The organism is Companilactobacillus muriivasis, from assembly GCF_036246245.1.
In the GTDB taxonomy this organism is placed as follows: Bacteria; Bacillota; Bacilli; order Lactobacillales; family Lactobacillaceae; genus Companilactobacillus; species Companilactobacillus muriivasis.
Window position 1 is genome coordinate 119,478 of sequence record NZ_BTTQ01000002.1, and the last position, 23,384, is coordinate 142,861.

General features: G+C 36.0%; 29 protein-coding genes. 16 read left to right on the top strand and 13 right to left on the bottom strand.

Annotated elements, in window-relative coordinates; genetic code table 11:
* Positions 1 to 337: 337 nt before the first annotated feature.
* The 10 genes from AAA923_RS03400 to AAA923_RS03445 all read right to left on the bottom strand — a co-directional run bounded on the left by AAA923_RS03400 (position 338) and on the right by AAA923_RS03445 (position 5,262).
* The gene (locus AAA923_RS03400; protein ID WP_338214549.1) at positions 338 to 460 is read right to left on the bottom strand and encodes a hypothetical protein; all 123 of its coding nucleotides are present in this window, start codon (positions 458 to 460) and stop codon (positions 338 to 340) included.
* A 68-nt stretch (positions 461 to 528) separates the two neighbouring features.
* Positions 529 to 747 carry a hypothetical protein gene (locus AAA923_RS03405; RefSeq protein ID WP_338214550.1) on the bottom strand — a complete coding sequence of 73 codons (219 nt, stop codon included), beginning with the start codon at positions 745 to 747 and terminating at the stop codon, positions 529 to 531.
* Between the two features lie 18 nt (positions 748 to 765).
* Entirely contained in the window at positions 766 to 1,179 is a 414-nt protein-coding gene (locus AAA923_RS03410; protein WP_025084955.1) for a hypothetical protein, read from the bottom strand.
* A gap of 311 nt (positions 1,180 to 1,490) precedes the next feature.
* A complete protein-coding gene (locus AAA923_RS03415) occupies positions 1,491 to 3,095 on the bottom strand; it encodes a DNA primase family protein (RefSeq protein ID WP_056955837.1) in 1,605 nt (534 codons plus the stop codon).
* Positions 3,092 to 3,868 (bottom strand): bifunctional DNA primase/polymerase, encoded by a 777-nt coding sequence (locus AAA923_RS03420; RefSeq protein WP_034543988.1) that lies wholly within the window; start codon positions 3,866 to 3,868, stop codon positions 3,092 to 3,094. Before AAA923_RS03420 ends, AAA923_RS03415 begins: the two co-directional genes overlap by 4 nt.
* The gene (locus tag AAA923_RS03425) at positions 3,861 to 4,130 is read right to left on the bottom strand and encodes a hypothetical protein (protein WP_338214556.1); all 270 of its coding nucleotides are present in this window, start codon (positions 4,128 to 4,130) and stop codon (positions 3,861 to 3,863) included. Before AAA923_RS03425 ends, AAA923_RS03420 begins: the two co-directional genes overlap by 8 nt.
* Positions 4,123 to 4,368: a hypothetical protein gene (locus AAA923_RS03430; protein WP_338214558.1), complete on the bottom strand. Its 246-nt coding sequence runs from the start codon at positions 4,366 to 4,368 to the stop codon at positions 4,123 to 4,125. Before AAA923_RS03430 ends, AAA923_RS03425 begins: the two co-directional genes overlap by 8 nt.
* Positions 4,369 to 4,487: 119 nt before the next feature.
* Positions 4,488 to 4,718 carry a hypothetical protein gene (locus tag AAA923_RS03435; RefSeq protein WP_125763577.1) on the bottom strand — a complete coding sequence of 77 codons (231 nt, stop codon included), beginning with the start codon at positions 4,716 to 4,718 and terminating at the stop codon, positions 4,488 to 4,490.
* A gap of 59 nt (positions 4,719 to 4,777) precedes the next feature.
* Positions 4,778 to 5,041 carry a helix-turn-helix domain-containing protein gene (locus AAA923_RS03440; protein WP_338214562.1) on the bottom strand — a complete coding sequence of 88 codons (264 nt, stop codon included), beginning with the start codon at positions 5,039 to 5,041 and terminating at the stop codon, positions 4,778 to 4,780.
* A gap of 2 nt (positions 5,042 to 5,043) precedes the next feature.
* Complete coding sequence (locus AAA923_RS03445; protein ID WP_025084962.1) at positions 5,044 to 5,262, bottom strand: helix-turn-helix domain-containing protein; 219 nt, start codon at positions 5,260 to 5,262, stop codon at positions 5,044 to 5,046.
* 144 nt (positions 5,263 to 5,406) lie between these two features.
* Here AAA923_RS03445 and AAA923_RS03450 point away from each other — a divergent pair, with 144 nt between their 5' ends.
* Together AAA923_RS03450 and AAA923_RS03455 are read left to right on the top strand one after the other, a co-directional pair.
* Positions 5,407 to 6,144: a helix-turn-helix domain-containing protein gene (locus AAA923_RS03450; RefSeq protein WP_338214566.1), complete on the top strand. Its 738-nt coding sequence runs from the start codon at positions 5,407 to 5,409 to the stop codon at positions 6,142 to 6,144.
* Between the two features lie 49 nt (positions 6,145 to 6,193).
* Positions 6,194 to 7,357 carry a tyrosine-type recombinase/integrase gene (locus AAA923_RS03455; RefSeq protein ID WP_338214568.1) on the top strand — a complete coding sequence of 388 codons (1,164 nt, stop codon included), beginning with the start codon at positions 6,194 to 6,196 and terminating at the stop codon, positions 7,355 to 7,357.
* A 207-nt stretch (positions 7,358 to 7,564) separates the two neighbouring features.
* Here the strand turns inward: AAA923_RS03455 and AAA923_RS03460 are convergent, their stop codons facing one another.
* Together AAA923_RS03460 and AAA923_RS03465 are read right to left on the bottom strand one after the other, a co-directional pair.
* Positions 7,565 to 7,786, bottom strand: coding sequence for a hypothetical protein (locus AAA923_RS03460; protein ID WP_338214569.1), 222 nt, complete (start codon positions 7,784 to 7,786; stop codon positions 7,565 to 7,567).
* Complete coding sequence (locus AAA923_RS03465; RefSeq protein ID WP_338214570.1) at positions 7,783 to 8,481, bottom strand: CPBP family intramembrane glutamic endopeptidase; 699 nt, start codon at positions 8,479 to 8,481, stop codon at positions 7,783 to 7,785. The genes AAA923_RS03460 and AAA923_RS03465 overlap by 4 nt, the downstream gene beginning before the upstream one ends.
* A gap of 96 nt (positions 8,482 to 8,577) precedes the next feature.
* Between AAA923_RS03465 and AAA923_RS03470 the strand changes: the two genes are divergently transcribed.
* From AAA923_RS03470 to AAA923_RS03485, 4 genes are all read left to right on the top strand, one after another.
* Complete coding sequence (locus AAA923_RS03470) at positions 8,578 to 10,299, top strand: ABC transporter ATP-binding protein (RefSeq protein ID WP_338214572.1); 1,722 nt, start codon at positions 8,578 to 8,580, stop codon at positions 10,297 to 10,299.
* Positions 10,299 to 12,176, top strand: a complete 1,878-nt coding sequence (locus AAA923_RS03475) for an ABC transporter ATP-binding protein (RefSeq protein WP_338214574.1) — start codon at positions 10,299 to 10,301, stop codon at positions 12,174 to 12,176. The genes AAA923_RS03470 and AAA923_RS03475 overlap by 1 nt, the downstream gene beginning before the upstream one ends.
* Positions 12,177 to 12,348: 172 nt before the next feature.
* The gene (locus tag AAA923_RS03480; RefSeq protein ID WP_338214576.1) at positions 12,349 to 12,471 is read left to right on the top strand and encodes a hypothetical protein; all 123 of its coding nucleotides are present in this window, start codon (positions 12,349 to 12,351) and stop codon (positions 12,469 to 12,471) included.
* 433 nt (positions 12,472 to 12,904) lie between these two features.
* On the top strand, positions 12,905 to 13,891 hold the full coding sequence (locus AAA923_RS03485) for a serine hydrolase domain-containing protein (RefSeq protein ID WP_338214578.1): 987 nt from the start codon (positions 12,905 to 12,907) through the stop codon (positions 13,889 to 13,891).
* Between the two features lie 58 nt (positions 13,892 to 13,949).
* Here the strand turns inward: AAA923_RS03485 and AAA923_RS03490 are convergent, their stop codons facing one another.
* Positions 13,950 to 15,293, bottom strand: coding sequence for a MurT ligase domain-containing protein (locus AAA923_RS03490; protein ID WP_338214580.1), 1,344 nt, complete (start codon positions 15,291 to 15,293; stop codon positions 13,950 to 13,952).
* A 153-nt stretch (positions 15,294 to 15,446) separates the two neighbouring features.
* On the opposite strand from AAA923_RS03490, the gene AAA923_RS03495 reads away from it, so the two are divergent.
* From AAA923_RS03495 to atpA, 10 genes are all read left to right on the top strand, one after another.
* Positions 15,447 to 16,028: a thymidine kinase gene (locus tag AAA923_RS03495; RefSeq protein ID WP_338214582.1), complete on the top strand. Its 582-nt coding sequence runs from the start codon at positions 15,447 to 15,449 to the stop codon at positions 16,026 to 16,028.
* 25 nt (positions 16,029 to 16,053) lie between these two features.
* Positions 16,054 to 17,151, top strand: a complete 1,098-nt coding sequence (gene prfA, locus AAA923_RS03500) for a peptide chain release factor 1 (protein WP_338214584.1) — start codon at positions 16,054 to 16,056, stop codon at positions 17,149 to 17,151.
* The gene (prmC, locus tag AAA923_RS03505) at positions 17,096 to 17,977 is read left to right on the top strand and encodes a peptide chain release factor N(5)-glutamine methyltransferase (RefSeq protein WP_338214903.1); all 882 of its coding nucleotides are present in this window, start codon (positions 17,096 to 17,098) and stop codon (positions 17,975 to 17,977) included. The genes prfA and prmC overlap by 56 nt, the downstream gene beginning before the upstream one ends.
* Before the next feature lie 2 nt (positions 17,978 to 17,979).
* Positions 17,980 to 18,990, top strand: coding sequence for an L-threonylcarbamoyladenylate synthase (locus AAA923_RS03510; RefSeq protein WP_338214586.1), 1,011 nt, complete (start codon positions 17,980 to 17,982; stop codon positions 18,988 to 18,990).
* Positions 18,991 to 19,002: 12 nt separating this feature from the next.
* The gene (gene upp / locus AAA923_RS03515; RefSeq protein ID WP_338214588.1) at positions 19,003 to 19,632 is read left to right on the top strand and encodes a uracil phosphoribosyltransferase; all 630 of its coding nucleotides are present in this window, start codon (positions 19,003 to 19,005) and stop codon (positions 19,630 to 19,632) included.
* A gap of 87 nt (positions 19,633 to 19,719) precedes the next feature.
* Positions 19,720 to 20,430 carry a F0F1 ATP synthase subunit A gene (atpB, locus tag AAA923_RS03520; protein ID WP_041500852.1) on the top strand — a complete coding sequence of 237 codons (711 nt, stop codon included), beginning with the start codon at positions 19,720 to 19,722 and terminating at the stop codon, positions 20,428 to 20,430.
* A 23-nt stretch (positions 20,431 to 20,453) separates the two neighbouring features.
* The gene (atpE, locus tag AAA923_RS03525; protein WP_010020175.1) at positions 20,454 to 20,666 is read left to right on the top strand and encodes a F0F1 ATP synthase subunit C; all 213 of its coding nucleotides are present in this window, start codon (positions 20,454 to 20,456) and stop codon (positions 20,664 to 20,666) included.
* Positions 20,667 to 20,750: 84 nt separating this feature from the next.
* Positions 20,751 to 21,272, top strand: a complete 522-nt coding sequence (gene atpF / locus AAA923_RS03530) for a F0F1 ATP synthase subunit B (protein ID WP_041500854.1) — start codon at positions 20,751 to 20,753, stop codon at positions 21,270 to 21,272.
* A complete protein-coding gene (gene atpH / locus AAA923_RS03535; RefSeq protein WP_338214596.1) occupies positions 21,259 to 21,807 on the top strand; it encodes an ATP synthase F1 subunit delta in 549 nt (182 codons plus the stop codon). The genes atpF and atpH overlap by 14 nt, the downstream gene beginning before the upstream one ends.
* Before the next feature lie 15 nt (positions 21,808 to 21,822).
* Positions 21,823 to 23,370, top strand: coding sequence for a F0F1 ATP synthase subunit alpha (gene atpA, locus AAA923_RS03540; protein WP_338214598.1), 1,548 nt, complete (start codon positions 21,823 to 21,825; stop codon positions 23,368 to 23,370).
* Positions 23,371 to 23,384: the final 14 nt, after the last annotated feature.

The following is a 23,384-nucleotide window of genomic DNA, read 5'->3' on the forward strand; positions in this document are numbered from 1 at the left end:
CATTGCCGGGCGTTTTTGTTATGCGATCGATACACGACGATCACAAGATGGCTCATAATAGTATCGGCAACGTTTTTCCTTGTCGTTATACAAGGCAACCTGTTTAATGTATGGAGCACCATTCACCAGCCATTGTTGCTTGGCAAGCTGTTCTAGTTCATTAAAACTAGCAAACTTAGCAGTATACTTGTGATCAAATTTCGTGTCATACTTGTAATGCTTTGATTTAGCAATTTCTTTTAAGTCAACAATGGCAACTCGTTGCTGAATTTTATCTGTTGCTTTGATGGAGTTGTATTTATTGAGGTAGTAACGCTGATTGTTAATTACAATATAATCATCCTCGAATAGTAGCTAATTCATTAGCTTTGATAGTCATATCTCGATAGTGTAATAATTGTGTGTTGGCTTTATTAATTAACTGCATCCAGTCTATTATTTCGTTGTAATCTCGTGTCATTGATACACCTCATTGTTATATTTGTGTGAATAATAAAGGGATGCCACTCATGACATCCCTTAGTAGTTCTATTCAATAGGTTGCGTGTACTTAATAACAATGGGGAAACTATGTGCGTTCTCAATTGATAGTATTGTACAATCATTGTCACTTAATACACTACATACATCATTGATGTAATCTTGTGTACGCTTAGCACGTTCGGCATTGTCTGCAATATAACCACCAGCAATATCATAAGCGGTTACGATCTTAATTTGATACATCTGTTTAGTTTTATCTGTCATTGTTTACATCTCCATTAATTAAGACTTAATCTTACTTGAAATAACATTTGAATTAGTTTTACGCAAATTAGTTATACTTGATTGTCTTATATTAAAATGCCAATTTTGATTATTCATATCCTTGGAATTATATCCAGCTATAATCATTGCTCCCTTAAATTGTCCATTAGAAATATAGAACCCTAACAGGGATTTACTGAATCGGTGTTTTAATTGATATGAATCAGCTCTATCATTAATCCCTTTACTTGGAACTAATGTATTAAATATCCATGCTATTAGTATTGTTTGTTCTAATGGTTTTAATTCTAAAAACATACGTGGATTATCGTACCAATTCATTGGTTCACATTTAAAGCGTGATGGATCAAGTAATTTATGATGCTTCTTTATGTAATTGTAAAGCGGGTAAAAATCAGTTAATAGATCCATGAGTGTGTTCCTTTCTAATTAATTTGTTCCATTTACTGGAACAAGTGGAACAATAGAACAAAGATGGAACAAGCCACCGTCTTACTCTATCAAGGGTTATGGAATAATATGTTCCATGTTCCAGTTATTTACGTGAAAAATTCTTTCTGTATAATTTCTGTGTTTTACCACTATACGTACTACTACTCTTTATTTTTTTATTTTATAAAATAAAGTTAAAAAAGAGTGGAACATGGAACAAACTGGCTATAAAGGCTGTATTTACAGCGTTTAAACGTGTTCCAGTTTTGTTCCAATGTTCCAGTTTGTAATTAATCATAACCGTTATCAGTAATAACTCGTATACCCATAAACCTAGAAACAGGATTAGCGGTATCTGATATACCATTACCATTACGACTTTTCTTTTTATAAATTCCATACTTTTCCAATTTATTAGCTATTGTTGAAATACTCATTTTATCTGAATAACCGTTGCCCCTTGCGTATTTAACCCAAGCATCATGAATATAAACAGCCTTTTCTCCATTAGTATCATCATTAGTAAATTCAAAGCAATCACTTATAAATTGTTTAAATTTATCATTATCATCTTTCCATTTATTCGTACTAATTTGTACACTTCTAGGAATGGTAAAAGCATTTCTCTTTATTACTTTGCTAAATAGTTGCATACAATTAACTGCAAAAATAGGAGCTTCTTTTTTGATTTTGTTCATGTCTATATCATTCCACCACTCGGGATGTCCATTAGGTTCATTTCTAGTATTAGGACTGATCGTATCAATAGTAATTAATCTGCTGGCAAAACCATCTGTATCATCCTTAAACTTTGGTAAGCTGTTAGCCGAAAAAAGAAGTTTTGCATAGTTTCTAAAATGAAAACCTGTTATGCCCTTAAATTCTGCATTAATTGAATCACCACCAGTTAAATTCTTTAAAATAGCGGTATTTTCAATATATTCATCATCAATATCAGCAACCATATTTACTTCTTTTCTAAACAATTCCGCTGTATTAAATCTGTTTTGCTTACCTCCCATTTGATCGGGTGGAATAGCTGAATTATTATCATCACCAATTACATTCTTTAAAACGTGGTTAATAAATGTGCTTTTACCATTGCCACCTGTTCCATGTAAAAATACCGCCTTATTGAATTTTGAATATGAGTGATAAAACATATAGCCTATATATTCTTTCAAAGTAATGGATGCATCACCAAACATCTTTTTCATAAGATGATCAGTGGCGGGACATTCATTTATATCTGGATTGATATTATAGTTGTGGTACGTTAGCAAATAATTATTAGGATTGTGGGGCTGTAACTCATCAGTCAAAATGTTATAAGTTCCATTTTTAAAGGCAACTAATTCGGGACGAGCTGTATCGAAAGGTGATTTATTTCCGAGTGACCTATCAAACATCATTCGTAAAATATAAAGTCTAACCCTGTTAACCGTGTTATTTTCATAAACACCCCATGCACGTAAATCTCTTGTTAATATGCTTTCAATAGTTGCTTGTGATTCGCCCTTACCATATATGTTCCAAATGCCTTTATTAGGTAGGTAATTAAAACCCTCCATCATTCCTTTAGATCGTTTCATAATATTGGTTCTAAGGAATGCATCACCATAAGTAACGTCATCCACATCATGATTTAAAGTAATACTACCGCCTAATTTATTCCTAGTGGGTTTTTTATACACAAACCATAAATCTAGCCATTTAGGTGTTCTCTCATTAGCTTGTTCGTTATAGGCTCTCAATGTATCGGGATCACTTGCCACTTCTTCAGACGGGTAGGGTGTAAAACTAATATCATAAGGCACTAACTCAGGTGGACTAGTCACAATCTCTGTTTTACTATTATCAATTGTTTCTTTTATTTCTTTGGGTAATTCTTTCATTGTCCACCGTCCTTGTTTACCATACTGTTAAAAATCTTATTTACCTCACTTTCTTCAAGTGGTTCATCTATAAAATTGCTGTTAATTACCAACAGCATATAATAGATATTTTCAAGTTCTGCACCACTAAAAAGTAACTTGGCTGTCATTCTAGTTAACCAGTCGTTACGTGTTCCTGTGGATGTGCCTGTAACCATTTCATCTATCAACTTGCCTGTGTATTTCTTTATTCTTATACCCCCATTAAAATTAAGAGTTATACCTTTTTTAGTCGGCTTAGATTGCTTAATCAAATTGATAATATCTTTGCTTGGTTCATTCATTGGTAAATGGTTATCCCATTTATATGCCACGTCTTTTCTTTCACTAGGCGCTACCATCACATAGTTATTGATGTGGGCTTTTATATCCACTCCATCCAATATCCCAATATTTTGACTTAGGCTAATATCTTTAGGTTTCTTATAAAAATACTGTTTGCCACCACTAGCAGTGGTCTGTGACAATGTTTCATTTAGATCTATTCCTTTAATTGACTTAAAACCATCCGTTCCATGTCCAATTTCATTATCAATATCAACGACAAAAAATTGCACGGTTCTTAAACCAATTTGAGCATAAGGATATTTGTTCCAAACATTTTCTATTTCGTCTTCTGTTAATGCGGGATGGTTAGCAAACTTAATAAGTGGCGTCTTATCCTGTGAAAGTGGTAAAACGTAAAAACCTTTTTTAGCATAATGTTTAGCGTACTCGGATAGATTTTTAGTCATTCTTATCATCCCCATGGATTACATCATTTACTAACTTCATTAGTTGGCTGTTAGTTTCATTCAATAGAATGTCGCACAAGGCTAGTACACGAGGTGTAACACGTTCTAACTCGTTAGTAATCTCGTTAGCGGTATATGTGTTACTGGCTCTCTGTTCATCTAATACTTGTATTTCATCTCTTAAAATTTCTAATAACATCTTGTCGTTATTCAATTGGTTGGCGATTTCTTCTACGTCAAATGGATCAATAGAGTTAGCCATTGTCTAAAACCTCCAATATATCGGATAGCTTGGCATCCACATCATTCAATGACTTTGATAAATTTGATAAATTATCACTGATGGCGGATAGACCACCTAAATTAAATAGTCCATAACTAGCCATTGTTTTGTCACTTTGAGCTATGTAAACTTCTGCATTTACACTTGATGCTAGTAAATCAATTAGTTGTTTGTTCTTTAAATTGCTTTCAAGTATTTCTTGTATTTGTTCGTTCATGTTGTTTGTAAATCTCCCTCAATGTATAATTAAAGGGTAAAATGTTAATAAATTTTCGGGATTGCTTAACTTTGGTCGGTGCAAGCAATCTATTTTTTTACCCTTTTTTATATTCATGCTTATTTGTCCAACTCTGGATTATATGGATGTTTTGCCGTCTCTACATCATAGATATGCAATATTTCAGCTACTCGTAAAGAATCCTTAGCCATTTTAATAGCCAATTCAGTAGCACCGTATGAGATACCATTTTCAATTACATAATCATCATTGCCTATTACCGTGAGATATGTTTGCATATCATCCAGTAACTCCATTAATTCTTTATCTAGTTGGTTCTCTTGTTCCATTTCATTACCTCCTATTAAATCCATGTATTGCTAATAACGCCCCGATAGCTAATTATTTTTTAGTGTTCTAATACAAATTGACTTAATTCTTTTTTGCTATAAATAGTAATGCCACGTACGACATGATAAGGTAGCCCACTTTCTATGAAGTGATCAAAAGTGTTATTTGATACGTTTAGATATTTACATGCTTCTTTTTTACGAAAGAAGTCCTTACTGTCTATGCTTGCATCTTTACGAGCCTTATCAATAGAGTTAATAACCAGCTTGTAAATATCATCCCCTAGGGATGTACGTTGTTCCTGTGATAGTGTGATCTCCATTTCTATTTGTCCTCCTTATTTTTTTGTGGTTCATATTCGACTAGTTCAGATAATGTGATTTGTAAAAAGTCACAAATCTTTTCTAGGGTTGATAATTTAAAATCATTAGCACGCTTATAGTAAATGTCTGTGACTGTTGTTCTACTTAGGCCAGTATTATCAGATACATCTGAAATACTAATAAGACGTGAACCTAGAATCATTGAAAGATTATTTTTCATAGTATTCTCCTTTTTTGTATAGTAAACACTACATCAGTTGTAATGTTTAAATGTAGCTTATACTATTGATTATGGTTTGTCAAATACACTGCAAGTGTTGTATACTATTCTTGTTCAATGGAATGTACTAATGTGAGGAAAACTATGATAGTTATAAAACTGAAAGAACTATTGGAAAAAAATAATGTGTCAATTAATGAGTTATCAGATGAAACAGGAATAAGTAGAACATCATTAACACAATTAGCTAATGGCGATAGTAAGATGGTTAGAATGGAAACCATTTCAAAAATAATGGATTTTTTCTCACTTGATAATATTACTGATCTAATGGAAAAAATCAGTAAGTACAGCTATGATGTAAAACAATTTAAAGTTGATTTTAAGAAAAAAAATATTTCTTTTGAATTTTCATATAAAGAAGATGAAACGAATGGATCGTTTAAAGTACTTGCTCCATTCATATTTGAAAATGATATTATTAAAATAAATTTTTTAAACCTAAAATCGACAGATAATACAATTAATGTTTTAAAAATGATTGATGTAGTTTCTAACTATTTTTTAGGTACAATTACAGGAAAAGCATTAAAGAATGGCGAGAATCAATTTAGACGTGATTTAATTAATAATAAAATGACTGTTCCTATCATGGATGTATCAGATACCGAACTGGTTTTACTTCAATTTTGTAAAGAACTAAGTGAGAAAATATTCAAGGAATTTCAAACAAATTATTATAATGATTTTCCATGGAAAGATAAAAAAGGAAAGATAAAAGCTGGAATACTAACGTATATATATGTATGGCCTAGCTTTTATGCACTGGAATCATTGGAATTGCCTAATGTGACTATGATTAGCCACAAGTGGCTTAATTAACTCACGTTGAAACTAAATTGCCCCGATAGCGTTTAGGAGTAAACCTATAATGGATAAACGAGTTAAAAAGTATACAAAAAAAAACGGTGCAACCGCCTATAAGTTTCAAATATATACAGGGATCAATGAACAAACTGGTAAACAACGTATGACCACCCGTCGGGGTTTCAGGACAATTAAAGAAGCAACCATGGAATTAAAACGGTTAGAATACTTAACCACTCAAGGGATGATTGAGCAAAAAAATCCCAATGAGAATATAACTTTCAAGCAAGTGTATAAAGAATGGTTCTCTAGCTACATCAATACAGTACGTGAATCAACGTGGTATAAGCGACAAAGGATGTTTGAGAATCGTATTTTACCTAAGTTGGGTAAGTATCGTATTAGGACTATTAAAACGGTACAAATACAGCGTGCTGTGAATGGCTGGTTTAAAGAAACCACCTATAACTATAAGCCGTGGTTCAATTACACCAATGCAATATTTAAGTATGCTATTAAGCAAGGCTATATAAGCGATAATCCCGCCACCCGTGTTATCATCCCTAAGAATAAGGAATACGAGGACAAGGCACCTAATTTTTGGACTAGAGAGCAACTAAAAACATTCTTTTCCTTTATTGATCCACAAAAAAACTTAGAAAAATATATTCTTTTCCGTGTTCTAGCTTTTAGTGGTATTCGACGTGGCGAGTGTTTAGCATTGACATGGGATGATGTTAATACACAAAAAAATACCCTAAGCATCAATAAAACTCTTGCTCAAGGTATTAAAGGTAAACTACAAATTAATAATACTAAAACTAAAAAAGGCACTAGAATCATTCCTTTAGACAATACTACCATGAAATATTTAAAACTTTGGCACATACAGCAACGGAAAGAATATTTAATGTTAGGAGTTAATACAAATAGCAATGAACAATTACTTTTTGCTACTAATAAGAATACCTTTAGATCTCTTAACACACCCCGTAAATGGTTGTATGCCATTTTAAATAGAGATGATTGTAAGTTACCTAAGATAACCATCCATGGATTTAGACACACGTACGCCAGTGCATTATTTTCCGCTGGTGCAACTATTAAAGAAGCACAAGAATTATTGGGACATGAGGACGCTCAAACCACGTTGAATATTTACACACATGTAACTCAATCTCAAAATAAAGAAGCATCTAAAAAGTTAGTAAATTACCTAGATTTCTAGTCACTCCTAGTCATTATCCTAGTCAATTTAAAAATACAGCTTATCAAAGCACTGTAAACGTTAATTTAAGGGCATTCCATAAAAATTGGGTTCGATTCCCATACGGGTGATAATTAGTACTAAAGTTGCTGTCATATCGGTTGAAAAAGCCTGATATGACAGCTTTTTTTGTCTTATATTGCTTCATTGGATCCGGTAATTAAAAAGTTATTTATTTTTAGCGTCCTTAGTTTTGATAATCAACACGTAAATCAACATGCCAATCAAAACAATCGTATAGATGGCACTGGCGAATCCAGCGTACTCCATAATTATCCAACCAGTTACACGAGCACTAGCAATCAATAACATTGATAACACGCCAAACATCACGATTCGACGTAATAAATCTTGATAAACTTCATTAAATTTCTTTTGATTATTTCTCACAATAAAATTACTCCTGTCGTAATGGCACCACTCAAAATGGCTAAAAAGTTATTCAAAAAGTGGACGGTAATATCGGCTTTGATATTTTTTGTTCTATAATATACGCCCGCTAAAACGATTCCCAACAAAATTTTTGACAATGCGTAGATCCAATCGGTATCCGCTGAAAAGGGTGCATGAACATATCCAAACAATACACCACTGATAAGAATGGATAGAAATGGCTTGTCTACAAAGAACCAGTTCATGAAAATACCACGAAAAATAATTTCTTCTAAAATTGGGGCCACAAAAATAGTAAAGATTATTAAAATAGCTATACTATTATTAGCAACTAATTTTAAAGCCTCGACGTTATCATTACTGCTACGCATAAATGGCACGGTGGCAACGTTGATCAATAAAGTTAAGACTGTGGCAAAAGCAATAACAATCCATGTTTGTTTCGTAAATTTCTGGGTGGGAGCTTTGCGAATTCGTTTGAATACAAGAATAATTATAGTCGCCGAAATAATTAATAACAAAATTGTGGCGAAAGGTGCGTACTTTTGATATATAGGGTAACTTGTGCCGAGGTCTTTTTTTGTCAGCGTTAGGATACTTAATGGTAATTGTTCCAGCAAAAATAGTCCTAAAAAGACTATAATGTGAAGTACAACTCTAATTGGATGATAATTATTTTTTGTATTCTTCATGAAAATACCACCTTATTTGAGATAATTATTAGAATTTTTTGATAATTAGTGCTTTAATACTATAATGCTATATAGATTTTTAAAGGGAGTGAATAAATGTTTAAGATTGCTAGAGGTAGGATTAATAGCTGGCAAGTTCTTGGTGCGGTCATTTTTATGATTTTCCAAGTTATTGCGACGCTATATATTCCTAATATTACATCTGACATTGTTAACAAAGGTGTTATCACTGGTGATACTAATTATATCGTAAGTGCCGGGATAAAGATGGTTATTGTTTCACTTATAACTGTTGTTGCTGCTTTTGGTAATGTTTTGATGGCTTCACAAGCCTCACAGGGTTTGGGTCGTAAGTTAAGATCTGATCTATTTAAAAAGATATTAAACTTTACACACGATGAATTCGATAAATTCGAAACTTCATCACTAACAACTAGAACAACTAATGATGTTGTTCAAATCCAAAACGTTATGATCATGATGTTACGTATGATGATTATGGCTCCAATTATGTTGATTGGTGCCAGTTTTATGGCTTATCAAAAGAATGCAGAAATGACGAAGATTTTCTTGATTTCAATTCCTGTATTGATTGTTGTCGTAGGATTGGTAATGTATTTTGCTGTGCCTTTGTTCAAGGCTATGCAGAAAAAGACTGACCGTTTGAACTTGGTTTTCCGTGAAGGTTTAACTGGTGTGCGTGTTATCAGAGCTTTCCGTCAAGATAAGTTTGAACAAGACCGTTTCAAGGATGCTAATGCTGATTACACAAACAATGCGATTAAAGTATTTACTATCGTAGCGGTTATGTTCCCAGTTGTAACGTTGGTCATGAGTGGTACTAACGTTGGTATTACTTGGTTAGGTGCTCATTATATTGCCAACCAATCAATGGAAATTGGTAATATGATTGCCTTCATGACTTATGCTATGCAAATTTTGATGAGTTTCATGATTCTTTCAATGGTTTTCGTTTTCGTTCCTCGTGCTTCAGCTTCAGCTGCTCGTATTCAGGAAGTTTTCGAAACAGAAAGTAAAATTGATGTCGTTGCTAAGCCTGCCAAAGTTGGTGAGGAAGCTTCACTTAGTTTCAATGACGTTAACTTTAGATATCATGGTGCTGAAAATTTAGCTTTAGCCAATTTAAACTTTAAAGTCACAAAGGGTCAAACTTTAGCCATTATTGGTGGTACTGGTTCTGGTAAGAGTTCATTGATCAATTTGATTCCAAGATTCTACGATGCTGAAACTGGTGTTGTTAGTGTCAATGGAACTGACATTAAAGCTTTGAGTACTGAAGATATTAACAGTAAAGTTTCAATGGTGCCACAAAAGGCCTTTCTATTTAAAGGTACTATTCGTGACAACATGATTTATGGTAAAGAAGATGCGACTGATGATGAAATTTGGCACGCATTGGAAATTGCCCAAGCTGCTGATTTCGTCAAAGACCTTGATGGTCAATTAGATGGGGAAGTTGAACAAGCTGGTGATAACTTCTCTGGTGGTCAAAAACAACGTTTGGCAATTGCTAGAGCGTTAGTTAAAGATGCCTCAATCTACGTCTTTGATGATTCATTCTCCGCACTTGATTTCAAGACTGACCTTAACTTGCGTACAGCCTTGAAGAATGATGAAAAAATCAGTCAAGCAGTTGTTGTTATCGTTGGTCAACGTATTTCAACTGTTGCTGATGCTGACCAAATCGTTGTCCTAGATGACGGTAAGATGGTTGGTCTTGGTACTCACCAAGAACTAAAAGAAAATAATAAGACTTATCAAGAAATTATCGAGTCTCAATTAAAGGAGGCTAAGTAATGGCTGAGAAAAAACCTCAATCCGTACCTTCAACTGGCGGACATGGCCCAGGTGGTCACGGTCCTAACGTTGTTGTAAAACCTAAGAATTTTTGGAAGACTACTGGTCGTTTAGCTAAGTACATGTCAAGTTACGTAATTGGCTTGATTGTTGTTCTAGTTTTGGCGATTGCTTCAGCTATTTTCCAAATTAAGACTCCTAAGATTTTGGGTGAAGCTACAACTGAAATCTACAAGGGTTTGATGACTGGTATTGCCCAACAAAAAGCTGGTTTAAAAATCAACGGGTTACCAATCAATTTCGATAAAATTGAATATATCATTTTAATCGTTATATTGATGTATCTTGCTTCCGCAGCGTTTAGTTTTGTTCAACAATTATTAATGACTCGTATTTCACAAAGAACTGTTTACAAACTAAGACGAGATTTGAAGTCAAAGATGCAAAGATTGCCAATCGGTTATTATGATTCACATTCTAACGGTGATATCATGTCGCGTGCGATTAACGATATGGATAATATTGCCGGAACATTGCAACAAAGTTTGACACAATTTGTAACTAGTTCCGTAACTTTCGTCGGTGTTATTTGGATGATGCTTACGATTAGTTGGAAAATGACATTGATTGCTTTAGCAACTGTGCCACTAAGTTTGATTGTTGTTGGTATCATTGCTCCTCAATCACAAAAGTTTTTCAAGCGTCAACAAGCTTCACTTGGTCTTTTGAATAACCAAGTTGAAGAAAATTATTCTGGTCACGTTGTTGTTAAGAGTTTTAACCACGAACAAGAATCAATTGATGTCTTCGAAAAAGAAAATGCTAAGTTATACAAGGCTTCATGGAAGGCTCAATTGATCTCTGGTATCGTTATGCCTTTGATGATCTTCGTTAATAACTTAGGTTATGTTTTCGTTGCTATGTATGGTGGTATTCAAGTTGCTAACGGTCATATTTCTTTGGGTGATATCCAAGCTTTCTTGCAATACATGAACCAATTCTCACAACCAATTGCCCAACTGGCTAACTTGACTAATACTATTCAAGCAACAGTTGCTTCTGCCGAACGTGTCTTTGAAATTTTGGATGAACCTGAAATGGATGACACAAAGGTTGAAGTACCTGATGTTGAAAATGGTGACAAGGTTACACTTGATCACGTTAAGTTTGGTTATGAAGGTCGTCCAACATTATTGGAAGACTATAACTTAAATGTTAAGCCAGGCGAGATGATAGCGATTGTTGGACCAACTGGTGCTGGTAAGACAACCATTATCAACTTGCTAGAACGTTTCTACGACGTTAATGGCGGTTCAATCAAGCTTGATGGTAAAGACATTCGTAATATGAGCCGTGAACAAGTCAGAAGTCACTATGCAATGGTGCTTCAAGATACATGGCTCTTTACTGGATCAATTTATGACAACTTGAAGTACAGTCGTGAAGATGCAACTAAGGAAGATATTATCGCTGCAGCCAAAGCTGCTCACGTGGATAACTTCGTTCGTCAATTGCCTAACGGCTATGACACCGTCTTGAACGAAGAAGCTTCTAACATCTCACAAGGTCAAAGACAGTTGATAACAATTGCCCGTGCCTTTGTTGCTGACCCTGAAATTCTAATTTTGGATGAAGCTACTTCTTCAGTTGATACAAGAACTGAATTGCACATTCAACATGTGATGGAACGTCTCTTGAAGAACAGAACAAGTTTCGTGGTTGCTCACAGACTTTCAACTATTCAAGATGCTGACAAGATTATCGTAATGAACCATGGTTCAATCGTTGAAACTGGTAATCATGATGAATTGATGGCAAAGAATGGTTTCTATGCCGATCTTTACAATTCTCAATTTGCTGGAAATGTCGCACTATAAAAAATTATATAAGTTGGAATGCCGTGAGGCGTTTCAGCTTTTTTTATTGGGCCGTCTCCAGGACTGAGAACATTTACCTGCTATGCGGACCGGTCCGAGCCGAAGAGCGGTCTCGAACCTCGATTTTGAACTTCGCAAAGTACGCGAATTTCAAAACTCGCCCGGTGGTGTAATGGCTAAAGCCATAACGCCACACCCACAGATGGTAAATGTTCTCAGTCCTTCCGACTTATTTATACTCTGTTGGTATGAATATTCTGATTATTTAGCTGATAAAGATGATGAAATGGATTAATGGCAATAGATTGTATCTTGAAATTTAAAATTGGATTAGAATATATCTTTAGTGAAACGTCTATAATTTGATATATTGGCAACAAATTAATTAAGAAGTTGAATGTTGAAATATTAAGGCTTGAAGTAATAGTTTCTGTAGCAATTCTAATTACGATTTATTCAAATAATCAGAAGTTTGTAGTGTTAATGGTATTTTGATTAAAAAATAAATTAGTTGGAAGAGCTGAGAATATTCATATGCCGCGAAAGTGTCGTTATGGCTTTAGCCATTACAACACCGGGCGTGTTGGAGACTTACCGGTCTTTGGTAAGGCTTCAACCGAGGTTCGAGACCGCTCTTCGGCTTGGACCGTACCGCGCAGCAGATGAATATTCTCAGCTCTGGAAACGGCATACTTCAATACAATTTAAAAATTGAAGGGTAAAGTTATATGGCAAATTTTGAAGAGACTAAAGCACAAATTATTGATTTGGTTAATAAAAGAATCGTTCCCGGAGCTAGTTTTGGCTTCATAAATTCAGCTCAGACGCAAAAATTCATTTATGGTAATAAGGAGTGGGTTCCAGAAATAAAGCCCTTAAAAGGGGACGAATTGCACGATTTAGCCTCATTAACGAAGGTCATGGGGACTGTACCTTTGATTTTGAAGATGTTGGATGAAAAATTGATTGATTTGCATGATCCTATCCAAAAATATTTACCGGAATTCTCTGATAAGCGGGTGGAATTATTTCATTTAATTACTCATACCTCAGGAATCCACGGCTATATTCCTAATCGAGATGCTTTGAACACTGATGAATTGATTCACGCCTTATTGAAGTTACCTGTGACCGATACTTTCAATAAAAAAGTCGTTTATACGGATACTGGGTTGATTTTTCTAGGATTGGTAATTGAGAAGTTTTATAAAATGCCTGTTCAAGATGCAATTATGAAATATATCGTTGAACCAGAAGGTTTGAAAGATGCAACCTTTGAACCAGATCCAGGGCGCTGTGTGCCAACGTATGAAGTTAACGGTCAGATGTTACAGGGAATTGCTAATGATCCGAAAGCTCGTCAATTGGGTAAGCATTGTGGTTCAGCCGGTATGTTTGCGACGCTTGATGATGTGATGAAGTTTGCTCAAGATATGTTAAAGCCTGATAAGAAGTTTTTGTATCACAATTTCACTACTTTAAATCCCGGTCGTTCACTTGGTTGGGACGTTAAACCAGATGGTTCTGGTCACGTTTTATTCCACACTGGTTATACAGGTGAGTTTTTAGCTGTCGATTATAAGCATCAAACAGCCATGGTTGTCATGACTAATCGAGTGCATCCAATTCAAACTAATCAATTGTTCTTGGAACGTCGAGAAACCATTCTGCAGTCATTTTTAAATGAAAGTTGTAGTGATAGTTCAGAATTTTAGTAAAAAAATAGCTCCTCGAGTTGAATATAGAATTCAATTCGAGGAGCCATTTTTGATTTTATTTCTGTTTAATATAACCTTTATCCATCAAAGCTTTTCTCAATCCCAACATAGCAGTGTAAGTAGCGAGTACATACATCTTATCCGTTGGAATATTTGGAATTTGTTTCACGAAATCGTCGATTTCAACAGTCTCAATATTCTTATTCATATCAAGTCCAGCAATCTTGAAACGATAAGTGACATCTTTGACACGTTTACCACCGGTAATAACTAATGGCAATTTCTTGTAATCAAAATCTTCGAAGTTAGCGTCCCAGATCCAACTAGTGTCAATTCCGTCAGCGTAATTAGCGTTGAGTAAGAAAGCTAGCGTATATGGATCTTTGTCACTCAAGACAGTTTCAATAACTTGGTTCAAACCAACTGGATTTTTGACTAAGATAATGTTGAGACTCTTACCATCAACGTTGATGGTTTCTTGACGTCCAAAGACTTTTTCATCATAAGCAAATGCCTTTTGCATTTGTTCCACGCTGATACCCATTTCTGAGGCAATAGCGAAAGCAGCTAGAGCGTTATAAACGTTATATTTACCACCAATATTCATGGTAAATTTGTTGCCGTCAATCTCGAACTCAGTCTTGTTAGGTAGAAGTGTTGAAATATTATTAACTTGATACTTCAACTCGTTACGTTTGAAACCACAGTTAGGACAGAAGTAGCTACCCAAGTTAGCATATGAAATCATGTGGTAGTGCAAGATGTGGTTACACTTAGGACAAAGGACACCATCGGTATTAGTTGGAGCTTTGAAATCTTCAGTTTCATGACCTTTGTCAGAAAAGCCGTAAGAAATGACCTTATTTGGCAAATCTTTTGAAGCAAAGATTGCAGCATCACCGTTAGCGATGATTGTTGCATCAGGTGCCATCTTGATACCATCAAGGATCTTTTGGTAAGTGGTGTAAATTTCACCATAACGATCCATTTGGTCACGGAAAATATTTGTTAGAACAAAATATTTAGGCTTGATGTAGCTACAAATAATGGGAACGTTAGCTTCGTCGACCTCTAGAACTGCGATTGGACGTTTGCTCTTTTTGTGGTGAGTCACAAAACTAGTGACGATACCTTGAATCATGTTAGAACCAGTTGGGTTCGTCAACACGTCATCGAATTTTTGAATCAGCATCTTGTTGATCAAAGATGTTGTTAAAGTTTTACCATTAGTACCAGTAACAACGATCAAGTCGTAATCTTTGCCAAGACTTTTTAAAATATCTGGATCAATCTTGTAAGCAATTTTTCCAGGGTATGAGGAACCACCGTTGAAAAATTTACTCAAAATAAAGTAGGACGTTTTGCCTGTTAATGTTGCTATTCCTGATTTGAATGTCATTACTAAAACCCCGAATTTAAATTAATTAAATAAATATTATCACACCTAACCTCCATTTTAGCTGATTTTGTTTGAAATTGGGTAATGTTTAATGTGTTCAAGGCGTCATTTTTTCGTTATAATCTTGTAGGACATATTTTTGGAGGCGTGATTTTGGCTCAATTATTTTTTAAGTATGGTGCTATGAATAGCGGAAAATCTATCGAGATTTTGAAAGTGGCACATAATTATGAAGAACAAGGCAAATCAGTTATTTTGATGACTAGCATTTTAGACACTCGTTCCGGTACTGGTAAAATACAGAGCCGAATGGGATTAGACCGAGATGCAATTGCTTTGAAAGATGATTCAAATGTTTTTGAAATCGTTAAGGGAGAAAACCCTAATGCTGCTTGTGTATTGATCGATGAATGTGAATTCATGACAAAAGATCAAGTTTTGCAAGCAGCACAAGTCGTTGATGACTTAGGAATTCCGGTCATGGCGTTTGGTTTGAAGAACGATTTCAAAAATGAATTGTTTGAGGGAACAAAATATCTCTTGTTGTACGCTGACAAATTGGAAGAAATGAAGACAATTTGCTGGTTCTGTACAAAAAAAGCTACAATGAATATGCGTATGGCTAATGGTAAACCAGTTTATGATGGTGATCAGATTGCAATTGGTGGTAATGAAATGTACTACCCAGTTTGCCGTCGGCACTATAACCATCCTCCAATGCTCAATCAAGACTAAGTAAATAGAAGAAAGGATAGTTAAGTTGGATAAAATATTTGATCAACTAGAAACATTGCTTGAAAGATATCAAGAACTCCAAGAATTAATGAGTGATCCTGAAGTTATCAACGATACCAAGCGTTACATGGCTTATTCTAAAGAAGAAGCTGACATGCGTGACGTTGTGGCTGCTTTCAAGCGTTACAAGGAACTAAAACAAAGCATCAGTGACAGTGACGAGATTCTTCGTGAAACTGACGATGCCGAAATGCAAGCAATGGCTAAGGATGAAATGGAGACTTCTAAGAAAGAACTTGACGAAGTTGAACATAACATCACACTTTTGATGCTACCTAAGGACCCTAATGATGATAAGAATATTATCATGGAAATTCGTGGTGCTGCCGGTGGTGATGAAGCTAGTTTATTTGCTGCTGATTTGTTGAGTATGTATAGTAAATATGCTGAAAAACAAGGCTGGACTTTTGATATTATTGATGAAACTGATACTGAAGTCGGCGGTTACAAAGATGTTGCCGTTATGATTACTGGTAACAGTGTTTATTCGAAGTTGAAGTATGAAAATGGGGCACACCGTGTGCAACGTATCCCTTCAACTGAATCACAAGGTCGTGTTCACACATCAACTGCTACTGTTGCTGTTATGCCTGAATATGACGAAGTTGATCTTGAAATTGATCCAAAGGATATCAGAACCGATGTTTATCGTTCATCTGGTGCCGGTGGTCAACATATCAATAAGACTTCATCAGCTGTTCGTATGACCCACATTCCAACAGGTATCGTTGTTGCTATGCAAGATCAACGTTCACAACAACAGAACCGTCAAAAAGCTATGCAAATTTTGAAATCACGTGTTTATGATTACTATGAATCAGAAAACCAAAGTGAATACGATGAACAACGTAAGTCTGCGGTTGGTACTGGGGATCGTTCTGAACGTATTAGAACTTATAACTACCCACAAAACCGTGTCACTGATCACCGAATTGGGTTATCTTTGAATAAACTTGACCGAATTATGAATGGTGAGTTGGATGAAATTATCGGCGCATTGATCGTTGATGATCAAACCAAGAAGTTGGAGCAAATTCAAAGTGGAGAAGCTAAGTTATTCTAACGCCCTGAAAAGGGCTTTTTCTATGTTAAAGGACCAAAACAAATTTCCCGAAGATGCTCAGTACTTAATGGAAGAATTAAGCGGTTTCAATTATACGCAACTACAACTTCATCGAAATGATTATGTGCCGAATGATATTTGGCGTAAGTTTCGTGACGGGTTAGCCCGTTTGATGATGGATGAGCCCGTGCAGTACATTTTGGGATACGCATATTTCATGGATCGAAACTTTTCAGTTAATCAAAACGTACTTATTCCACGTCAAGATACTGAAGAGATGGTTCAAAAAATTATTGACGAGCATGGTCCAAAGCAAAAGAGTATTTGTGATATTGGGACAGGTTCCGGTATTATTGCCGTGACATTAGGCTTGGAATTTCCCGATGATGAAATTCTTGCAACTGACATCTCAAGTGATGCCTTAAAAGTTGCGGAGTTGAATTCTGAAAATTATCAAACTAACAATGTCTTTTTCAAGCAGAGTGATCTGTTTGAAAGTATCGAACCACAAAAATTTGATATCATCGTTTCAAATCCACCGTATATTGCTGAGGATGAGAAGAAGGATATGGATGCCAGTGTTATTAAGTTTGAACCGGATTTAGCTTTATACGGTCAAGATAATGGGTTAGAATTCTATGAGAATATCACTAAGAAAGTTCAAAATTATCTTTCTGATGACGGTATTTTGTACATGGAGTTCGGTTTTCGACAAAAAAATGCAATAAAACAGATTTTTTGTGATAATCTACCCAATTATGTTGTAGAATTTCATAAAGATATAAGTGGGAATTACCGATATCTAAAAGCTAAAAAGGAGATGTAGTATTGGATACTGAGATACTAGAGAGTACACAGATTCAAGAAGCAGCGGCATTTCTTGCCAAGGGCCAATTGGTTGCCTTTCCAACCGAAACAGTCTACGGCTTGGGTGCTGACGCAACAAGACCTGATGTAGTCAAAGATGTCTATGCAGCTAAGGGCCGTCCGAGTGACAACCCGTTGATTGTGCACGTCTCCAGTCCTGAAATGGTCTGGGAATATGCTGACAACAGCTACAAACCATTGGCAGAGAAGCTAATGAAGGCATTTTGGCCAGGTCCATTGACGATTATTATGCCAATTCAACCTGGCAAACTTTCCAAAGCAGTTACAGGGGGACTTACAACTGCTGCCTTTAGAATGCCCAATAATAAGGCTACTTTGAATCTTATCAAAACTTTTGGCAAACCAATTGTTGGTCCATCCGCTAATACGAGTGGAAAACCAAGTCCAACCTTAGCAAAGCATGTTTATCACGATTTACATGGTAAAATTGCCGCTATTTTGGATGATGGTCCAACAAAACTTGGGGTAGAATCAACTGTCATTGACTTGTCAGTTGAGATACCAACGATTTTACGTCCAGGGATGATCGATTCAGACGATTTGTTGAAAGTAATCGACAACGTCAACTCTGATCATCACAAGGTTACTGCAACCGAAGTTCCAAAGGCACCAGGTATGAAGTACAAGCACTATGCACCAAGCGCACAAGTCATCATTGTCGATGATGTAAAAGATTTTAAACAAGCAATCGCTGAATACGTTGCTAAAGATGTTCCTATGGGAGTCATGGCTACGGATGAAATTTTGCAAGAAGTTCCTGATAATATCGAAACCTTCTCGTTAGGTAAAGATGTACTGAGTGCTTCCAGAGAATTATTTGCTGGCCTACGTCAGTTAGATAACGACCATGTGGATTACATTCTAGCTCAAGGCTTTCCTGACGAAGGTCACGGTGCTGCATACAGTAATCGTTTGAATAAATCAGCCGGCAACACACATTATAAAAACTAAGGAGATTCACAAATGTCTAAATTTACAGTTCTAAACCACCCATTGATCCAACACAAACTTACAATTATCCGTAACAAACACACTGGTACAAAGGTATTCCGTGAAGTTGCCAATGAAATTGGTGAATTAATGGTTTATGAAATTACTCGTGACTTGCCATTGAAGGATGTTGAAGTAGAGACACCAATGGGTAAATCAACTCAAAAAGTTCTTGCTGGTAAAAAACTAGCTGTTATTCCTATCTTGCGTGCTGGTCTAGGTATGGTTGATGGTGTTCTTGAATTGATTCCAGCTGCTAAAGTTGGTCACATTGGTATGTACCGTGATGAAAAGACTTTGAAACCACACGAATATTTTGTGAAACTTCCTAGTGATATTGACCAACGTGAACTATTCATCGTTGATCCAATGCTTGCTACTGGTGGTTCCGCTAACATGGCTATTGAAGCTTTGAAGAAACGTGGTGCTAAGCACATGCGTCTAGTTGTTCTAGTTGCTGCTCCAGAAGGTGTTAAAGCTGTTCAAGATGCACATCCTGACGTAGATATTTATGCCGCATCACTTGATGAGAGAATTACTGACAGTGGCTATATCTTCCCTGGTTTGGGTGATGCCGGTGACAGATTATTTGGGACAAAATAAGGATTTCATTGTTTTAATATATAAAATTTAGTGTTATTATTTTGTGGTATCAATTGTTTTCAATAAGCGAAGAAAGGAGGGTTATTATTGGATGATAAGTATAAGTTTGTTGAATTCTTAGGCTTAAGATTCAATGTTGCAAATGACTTGTCAGTTCTAGTCTCTGCAATCCTTGTTTTCATTTTGGTGTTTGCATTATCTCGTAAAGTCACAATGAGACCAGGCAAAGCACAGAATGTACTCGAATGGATGATTGATTTTACTAATAGTATTGTAAAATCGGCGATGCCAGACGGTTCAGGTAAACAATTCAATCTTTACGCGTTTGTATTATTCCTATTTATCTTTGTTTCTAACCAATTAGGATTATTCTTCCAAGTAAAGGTTGGCGGTTTCACATACGTTAAATCACCAACATCTAATCCCTTGATCACAATGGGACTTGCGACGGTTTCATTGTTGATTTCACACTATTATGCTGTGAAGAAATTTGGATTCGGTGGGTATTTATCCAATTATGCGAGACCGGTAAAGTTTTTGCTACCAATTAACCTTCTGGAAGAATTTACCAACTTCCTAACATTGTCACTACGTCTATACGGTAATATATTTGCCGGTGAAGTACTTCTTGCACTTATTGGAACTGTTGCAAAGAGTCTTGGCGCTGTGACATTCGTTGCGGCTATGCCATTAGCTATGGTATGGCAAGGCTTTTCTGTATTTATTGGAGCCATCCAAGCGTATGTATTTACCACATTATCTATGGTATATATTTCACGTAAACTGGAACAAGAATAACATTTATTGGAGGATTTTAAATTATGAAGGATATTGCGGCAGCTCTTGCAGCTGGTATCGCTGCTCTTGGAGCATCAATCGGTAACGGACTTGTTATTTCTAAAACTCTTGAAGGAATGGCCCGTCAACCAGAAGTAGCCGATAAGTTAAGAGGAACAATGTTCATTGGTGTTGGTCTTATCGAAGCTGTTCCTATCATTGCCATTGCTATTGCGTTCGTTATTCTTTTCGTTTAATACATACAACCAAAAATTTGGCGATATAATAAAATAATCGCCTTTTTATGTTTTATGTACTTATTAGAAAGGAAGGAGTGAAGAATATTGGCAGGTTTATTGGTTCTCGGAGCTAATCAAGTAGCTTTGGGTGACATGCTTTTCATTCTTGTTTCTTTCATCGTTTTAGCACTGTTAGTGAAGCATTTTGCTTGGGGTCCTGTTACAAAGATGATGGACGCCAGATCTGAAAAGATTACTGGTGATCTTGATTATGCGGATCAGGAACGCTCACGTGCTGAAAAGTTGGCAAAAGAACGTGAAGATGCTCTTAAGAATTCACGTGCTGAAGCAGTGGAAATTGTTAATAAAGCTAAGGAAAGCGGTGAGACTCAAAAGAAGTCCATCGTATCCGACGCTCATAGCGAAGCTGAAGAATTAAGACAAAGAGCAAAATCCGATGCAGCTAAAGCTAGAGAAGATGCTATGTCAGGCGCACAAAATGATATAGCAAACTTATCTTTGGAAATTGCTTCTAAAGTTATTTCTAAGGAGCTTAATGCAGACGATCAAAAGTCACTAATCGACTCTTACATTAAGGAGTTGACGGTAAATGAAACTAAGTAACATTCAAGTGGGAAAGCGTTACAGTAAGGCACTTTACGAAGTTGCCAAAGAACAAAATTCTATAGAAGAAATACTCGAAGATTTAAAGTCTTTGAAGCAAGTCTATGAAGAAAATCCTAGCTTGAGCTTTGCTCTTGCAGGACGTTCAATTTCTCGCACTGAAAAACTTAAAGTCTTGGAAACATTGAAGAGCCAATTTGGTGAATTGATGCAAGATTTCTTAAGCTTAGTTTTCGATAACAACCGTATGGACTGTATTGTGGAAATGGCAGATGCTTTCATTGAAAAATATGATGATGCAAATGCGATTGTTGAAGCTACAGTTACTACTACGATTGAGTTAGAAGACACTCAAGCTAAAACACTTGAGTCTGTGATTAAGAAAAGATTTTCAGTAAATAAAGTAAATTTAACGAAAATAGTTGATCCATCTATCATCGGTGGCGTTATAATCCGAGTAGGAGATCAAGTTGTCGATGGTAGTGTTGTTAAGAGATTTAATGACATCAAGAAGACGCTATTGGTTAATAATTAAGTCGAGGTGAAAAGAATGAGCATCAAAACTGAAGAGATTAGTTCGCTGATCAAAGAACAGTTAAAGAACTATAAAAATGAACTCTCAGTTGATGAAGTAGGTACAGTTACATACGTCGGTGATGGTATTGCTCGTGCTAATGGCCTTGAAAATGCTATGGCAAGTGAATTGCTAGAATTCCAAGACGGTACTTTTGGTGTGGCTCAGAACCTTGAAAGTGATGATGTTGGTATCATCATTTTAGGTAATTACGATAAAATTCGTGAAGGCGATACTGTTAAGAGAACAGGTCGTATCATGGAAGTTCCAGTCGGAGAAGCAATGATTGGACGTGTCGTAAATTCTTTAGGTCAACCTGTTGATGGCCTTGGAGAAATCAAGACTGACAAAACAAGACCTATTGAATCACCTGCACCCGGTGTTATGCAACGTAAGTCAGTTTTCGAACCTTTACAAACAGGTTTGAAATCAGTTGACTCACTTGTTCCTATTGGTCGTGGTCAACGTGAGTTGATCATCGGTGACCGTAAAACTGGTAAAACATCAATCGCTATTGATACAATTCTAAATCAAAAAGATGAAGACATGATTTGTATCTATGTTGCCATTGGTCAAAAGGAATCAACTATCAGAGCACAAGTTGAAACCTTGAGAAAACATGGTGCCATGGATTACACAATCGTTGTTGAAGCTGGCCCTAGTCAACCAGCCCCAATGCTTTATTTTGCACCATATGCTGGTGCTGCAATGGGTGAATACTTCATGTACAATGGCAAGCATGTTTTGATCGTCTATGATGATCTAAGCAAGCAAGCTAATGCCTACCGTGAAATTTCGCTATTGCTTCGTAGACCACCTGGGCGTGAAGCATATCCTGGTGATGTTTTCTACTTGCACTCACGTTTACTAGAACGTGCTGCTAAGTTGAGTGACGATTTAGGTGGTGGTTCAATGACCGCTCTACCTATCGTTGAAACACAAGCCGGTGATGTGTCAGCCTATATTCCAACTAACGTAATTTCTATCACTGATGGACAGATTTTCTTGAGTAGTGATATGTTCCACTCAGGTACACGTCCAGCTATTGATGCTGGTACATCTGTTTCTCGTGTTGGTGGGGATGCCCAAATTAAGGCTATGAAGAAAGTTGCTGGTACTTTACGTCTAGACCTTTCTTCATATCACGAATTGGAATCATTCGCACAATTTGGATCTGACCTTGATGAAGCTACAAAAGCAAAACTAGATCGTGGTCGTCGTACTGAGGAAGTTCTAAAACAACCTGTACACTCACCAGTTTCTGTTCAAAAACAAGTTTTGATTTTGTTTGCCTTGACAAGAGGATTCCTAGATAAAATTAAAGTTGAAGATCTTAAAGAATACGAAACTTCACTTTCTGAATATTTCGATGCAAATCATCCAGATCTTTTACAAACAATCAAAGATAAAGGTACATTACCTGATGAAGACAAGTTTAAGGCCGCTGTAAGTGAATTTACAGAGAACTTCTTGGCTTCTAAGTCAGGCGAAGCTGATAATTCAGATAGTAAGCAAGCAAACTAATACAGGAGGTTTAA

Coding starts and splice junctions, on each gene's coding strand:
- AAA923_RS03400 (WP_338214549.1), bottom strand. CDS start 460: ATGACACGAGATTACAACGAAATAATAGACTGGATGCAGTTAATTAAT.
- AAA923_RS03405 (WP_338214550.1), bottom strand. CDS start 747: ATGACAGATAAAACTAAACAGATGTATCAAATTAAGATCGTAACCGCT.
- AAA923_RS03410 (WP_025084955.1), bottom strand. CDS start 1,179: ATGGATCTATTAACTGATTTTTACCCGCTTTACAATTACATAAAGAAG.
- AAA923_RS03415 (WP_056955837.1), bottom strand. CDS start 3,095: ATGAAAGAATTACCCAAAGAAATAAAAGAAACAATTGATAATAGTAAA.
- AAA923_RS03420 (WP_034543988.1), bottom strand. CDS start 3,868: ATGACTAAAAATCTATCCGAGTACGCTAAACATTATGCTAAAAAAGGT.
- AAA923_RS03425 (WP_338214556.1), bottom strand. CDS start 4,130: ATGGCTAACTCTATTGATCCATTTGACGTAGAAGAAATCGCCAACCAA.
- AAA923_RS03430 (WP_338214558.1), bottom strand. CDS start 4,368: ATGAACGAACAAATACAAGAAATACTTGAAAGCAATTTAAAGAACAAA.
- AAA923_RS03435 (WP_125763577.1), bottom strand. CDS start 4,718: ATGGAACAAGAGAACCAACTAGATAAAGAATTAATGGAGTTACTGGAT.
- AAA923_RS03440 (WP_338214562.1), bottom strand. CDS start 5,041: ATGGAGATCACACTATCACAGGAACAACGTACATCCCTAGGGGATGAT.
- AAA923_RS03445 (WP_025084962.1), bottom strand. CDS start 5,262: ATGAAAAATAATCTTTCAATGATTCTAGGTTCACGTCTTATTAGTATT.
- AAA923_RS03450 (WP_338214566.1), top strand. CDS start 5,407: ATGATAGTTATAAAACTGAAAGAACTATTGGAAAAAAATAATGTGTCA.
- AAA923_RS03455 (WP_338214568.1), top strand. CDS start 6,194: ATGGATAAACGAGTTAAAAAGTATACAAAAAAAAACGGTGCAACCGCC.
- AAA923_RS03465 (WP_338214570.1), bottom strand. CDS start 8,481: ATGAAGAATACAAAAAATAATTATCATCCAATTAGAGTTGTACTTCAC.
- AAA923_RS03470 (WP_338214572.1), top strand. CDS start 8,578: ATGTTTAAGATTGCTAGAGGTAGGATTAATAGCTGGCAAGTTCTTGGT.
- AAA923_RS03475 (WP_338214574.1), top strand. CDS start 10,299: ATGGCTGAGAAAAAACCTCAATCCGTACCTTCAACTGGCGGACATGGC.
- AAA923_RS03480 (WP_338214576.1), top strand. CDS start 12,349: ATGGCTAAAGCCATAACGCCACACCCACAGATGGTAAATGTTCTCAGT.
- AAA923_RS03485 (WP_338214578.1), top strand. CDS start 12,905: ATGGCAAATTTTGAAGAGACTAAAGCACAAATTATTGATTTGGTTAAT.
- AAA923_RS03490 (WP_338214580.1), bottom strand. CDS start 15,293: ATGACATTCAAATCAGGAATAGCAACATTAACAGGCAAAACGTCCTAC.
- prmC (WP_338214903.1), top strand. CDS start 17,096: ATGATCAAACCAAGAAGTTGGAGCAAATTCAAAGTGGAGAAGCTAAGT.
- upp (WP_338214588.1), top strand. CDS start 19,003: ATGTCTAAATTTACAGTTCTAAACCACCCATTGATCCAACACAAACTT.
- atpE (WP_010020175.1), top strand. CDS start 20,454: ATGAAGGATATTGCGGCAGCTCTTGCAGCTGGTATCGCTGCTCTTGGA.
- atpH (WP_338214596.1), top strand. CDS start 21,259: ATGAAACTAAGTAACATTCAAGTGGGAAAGCGTTACAGTAAGGCACTT.
- atpA (WP_338214598.1), top strand. CDS start 21,823: ATGAGCATCAAAACTGAAGAGATTAGTTCGCTGATCAAAGAACAGTTA.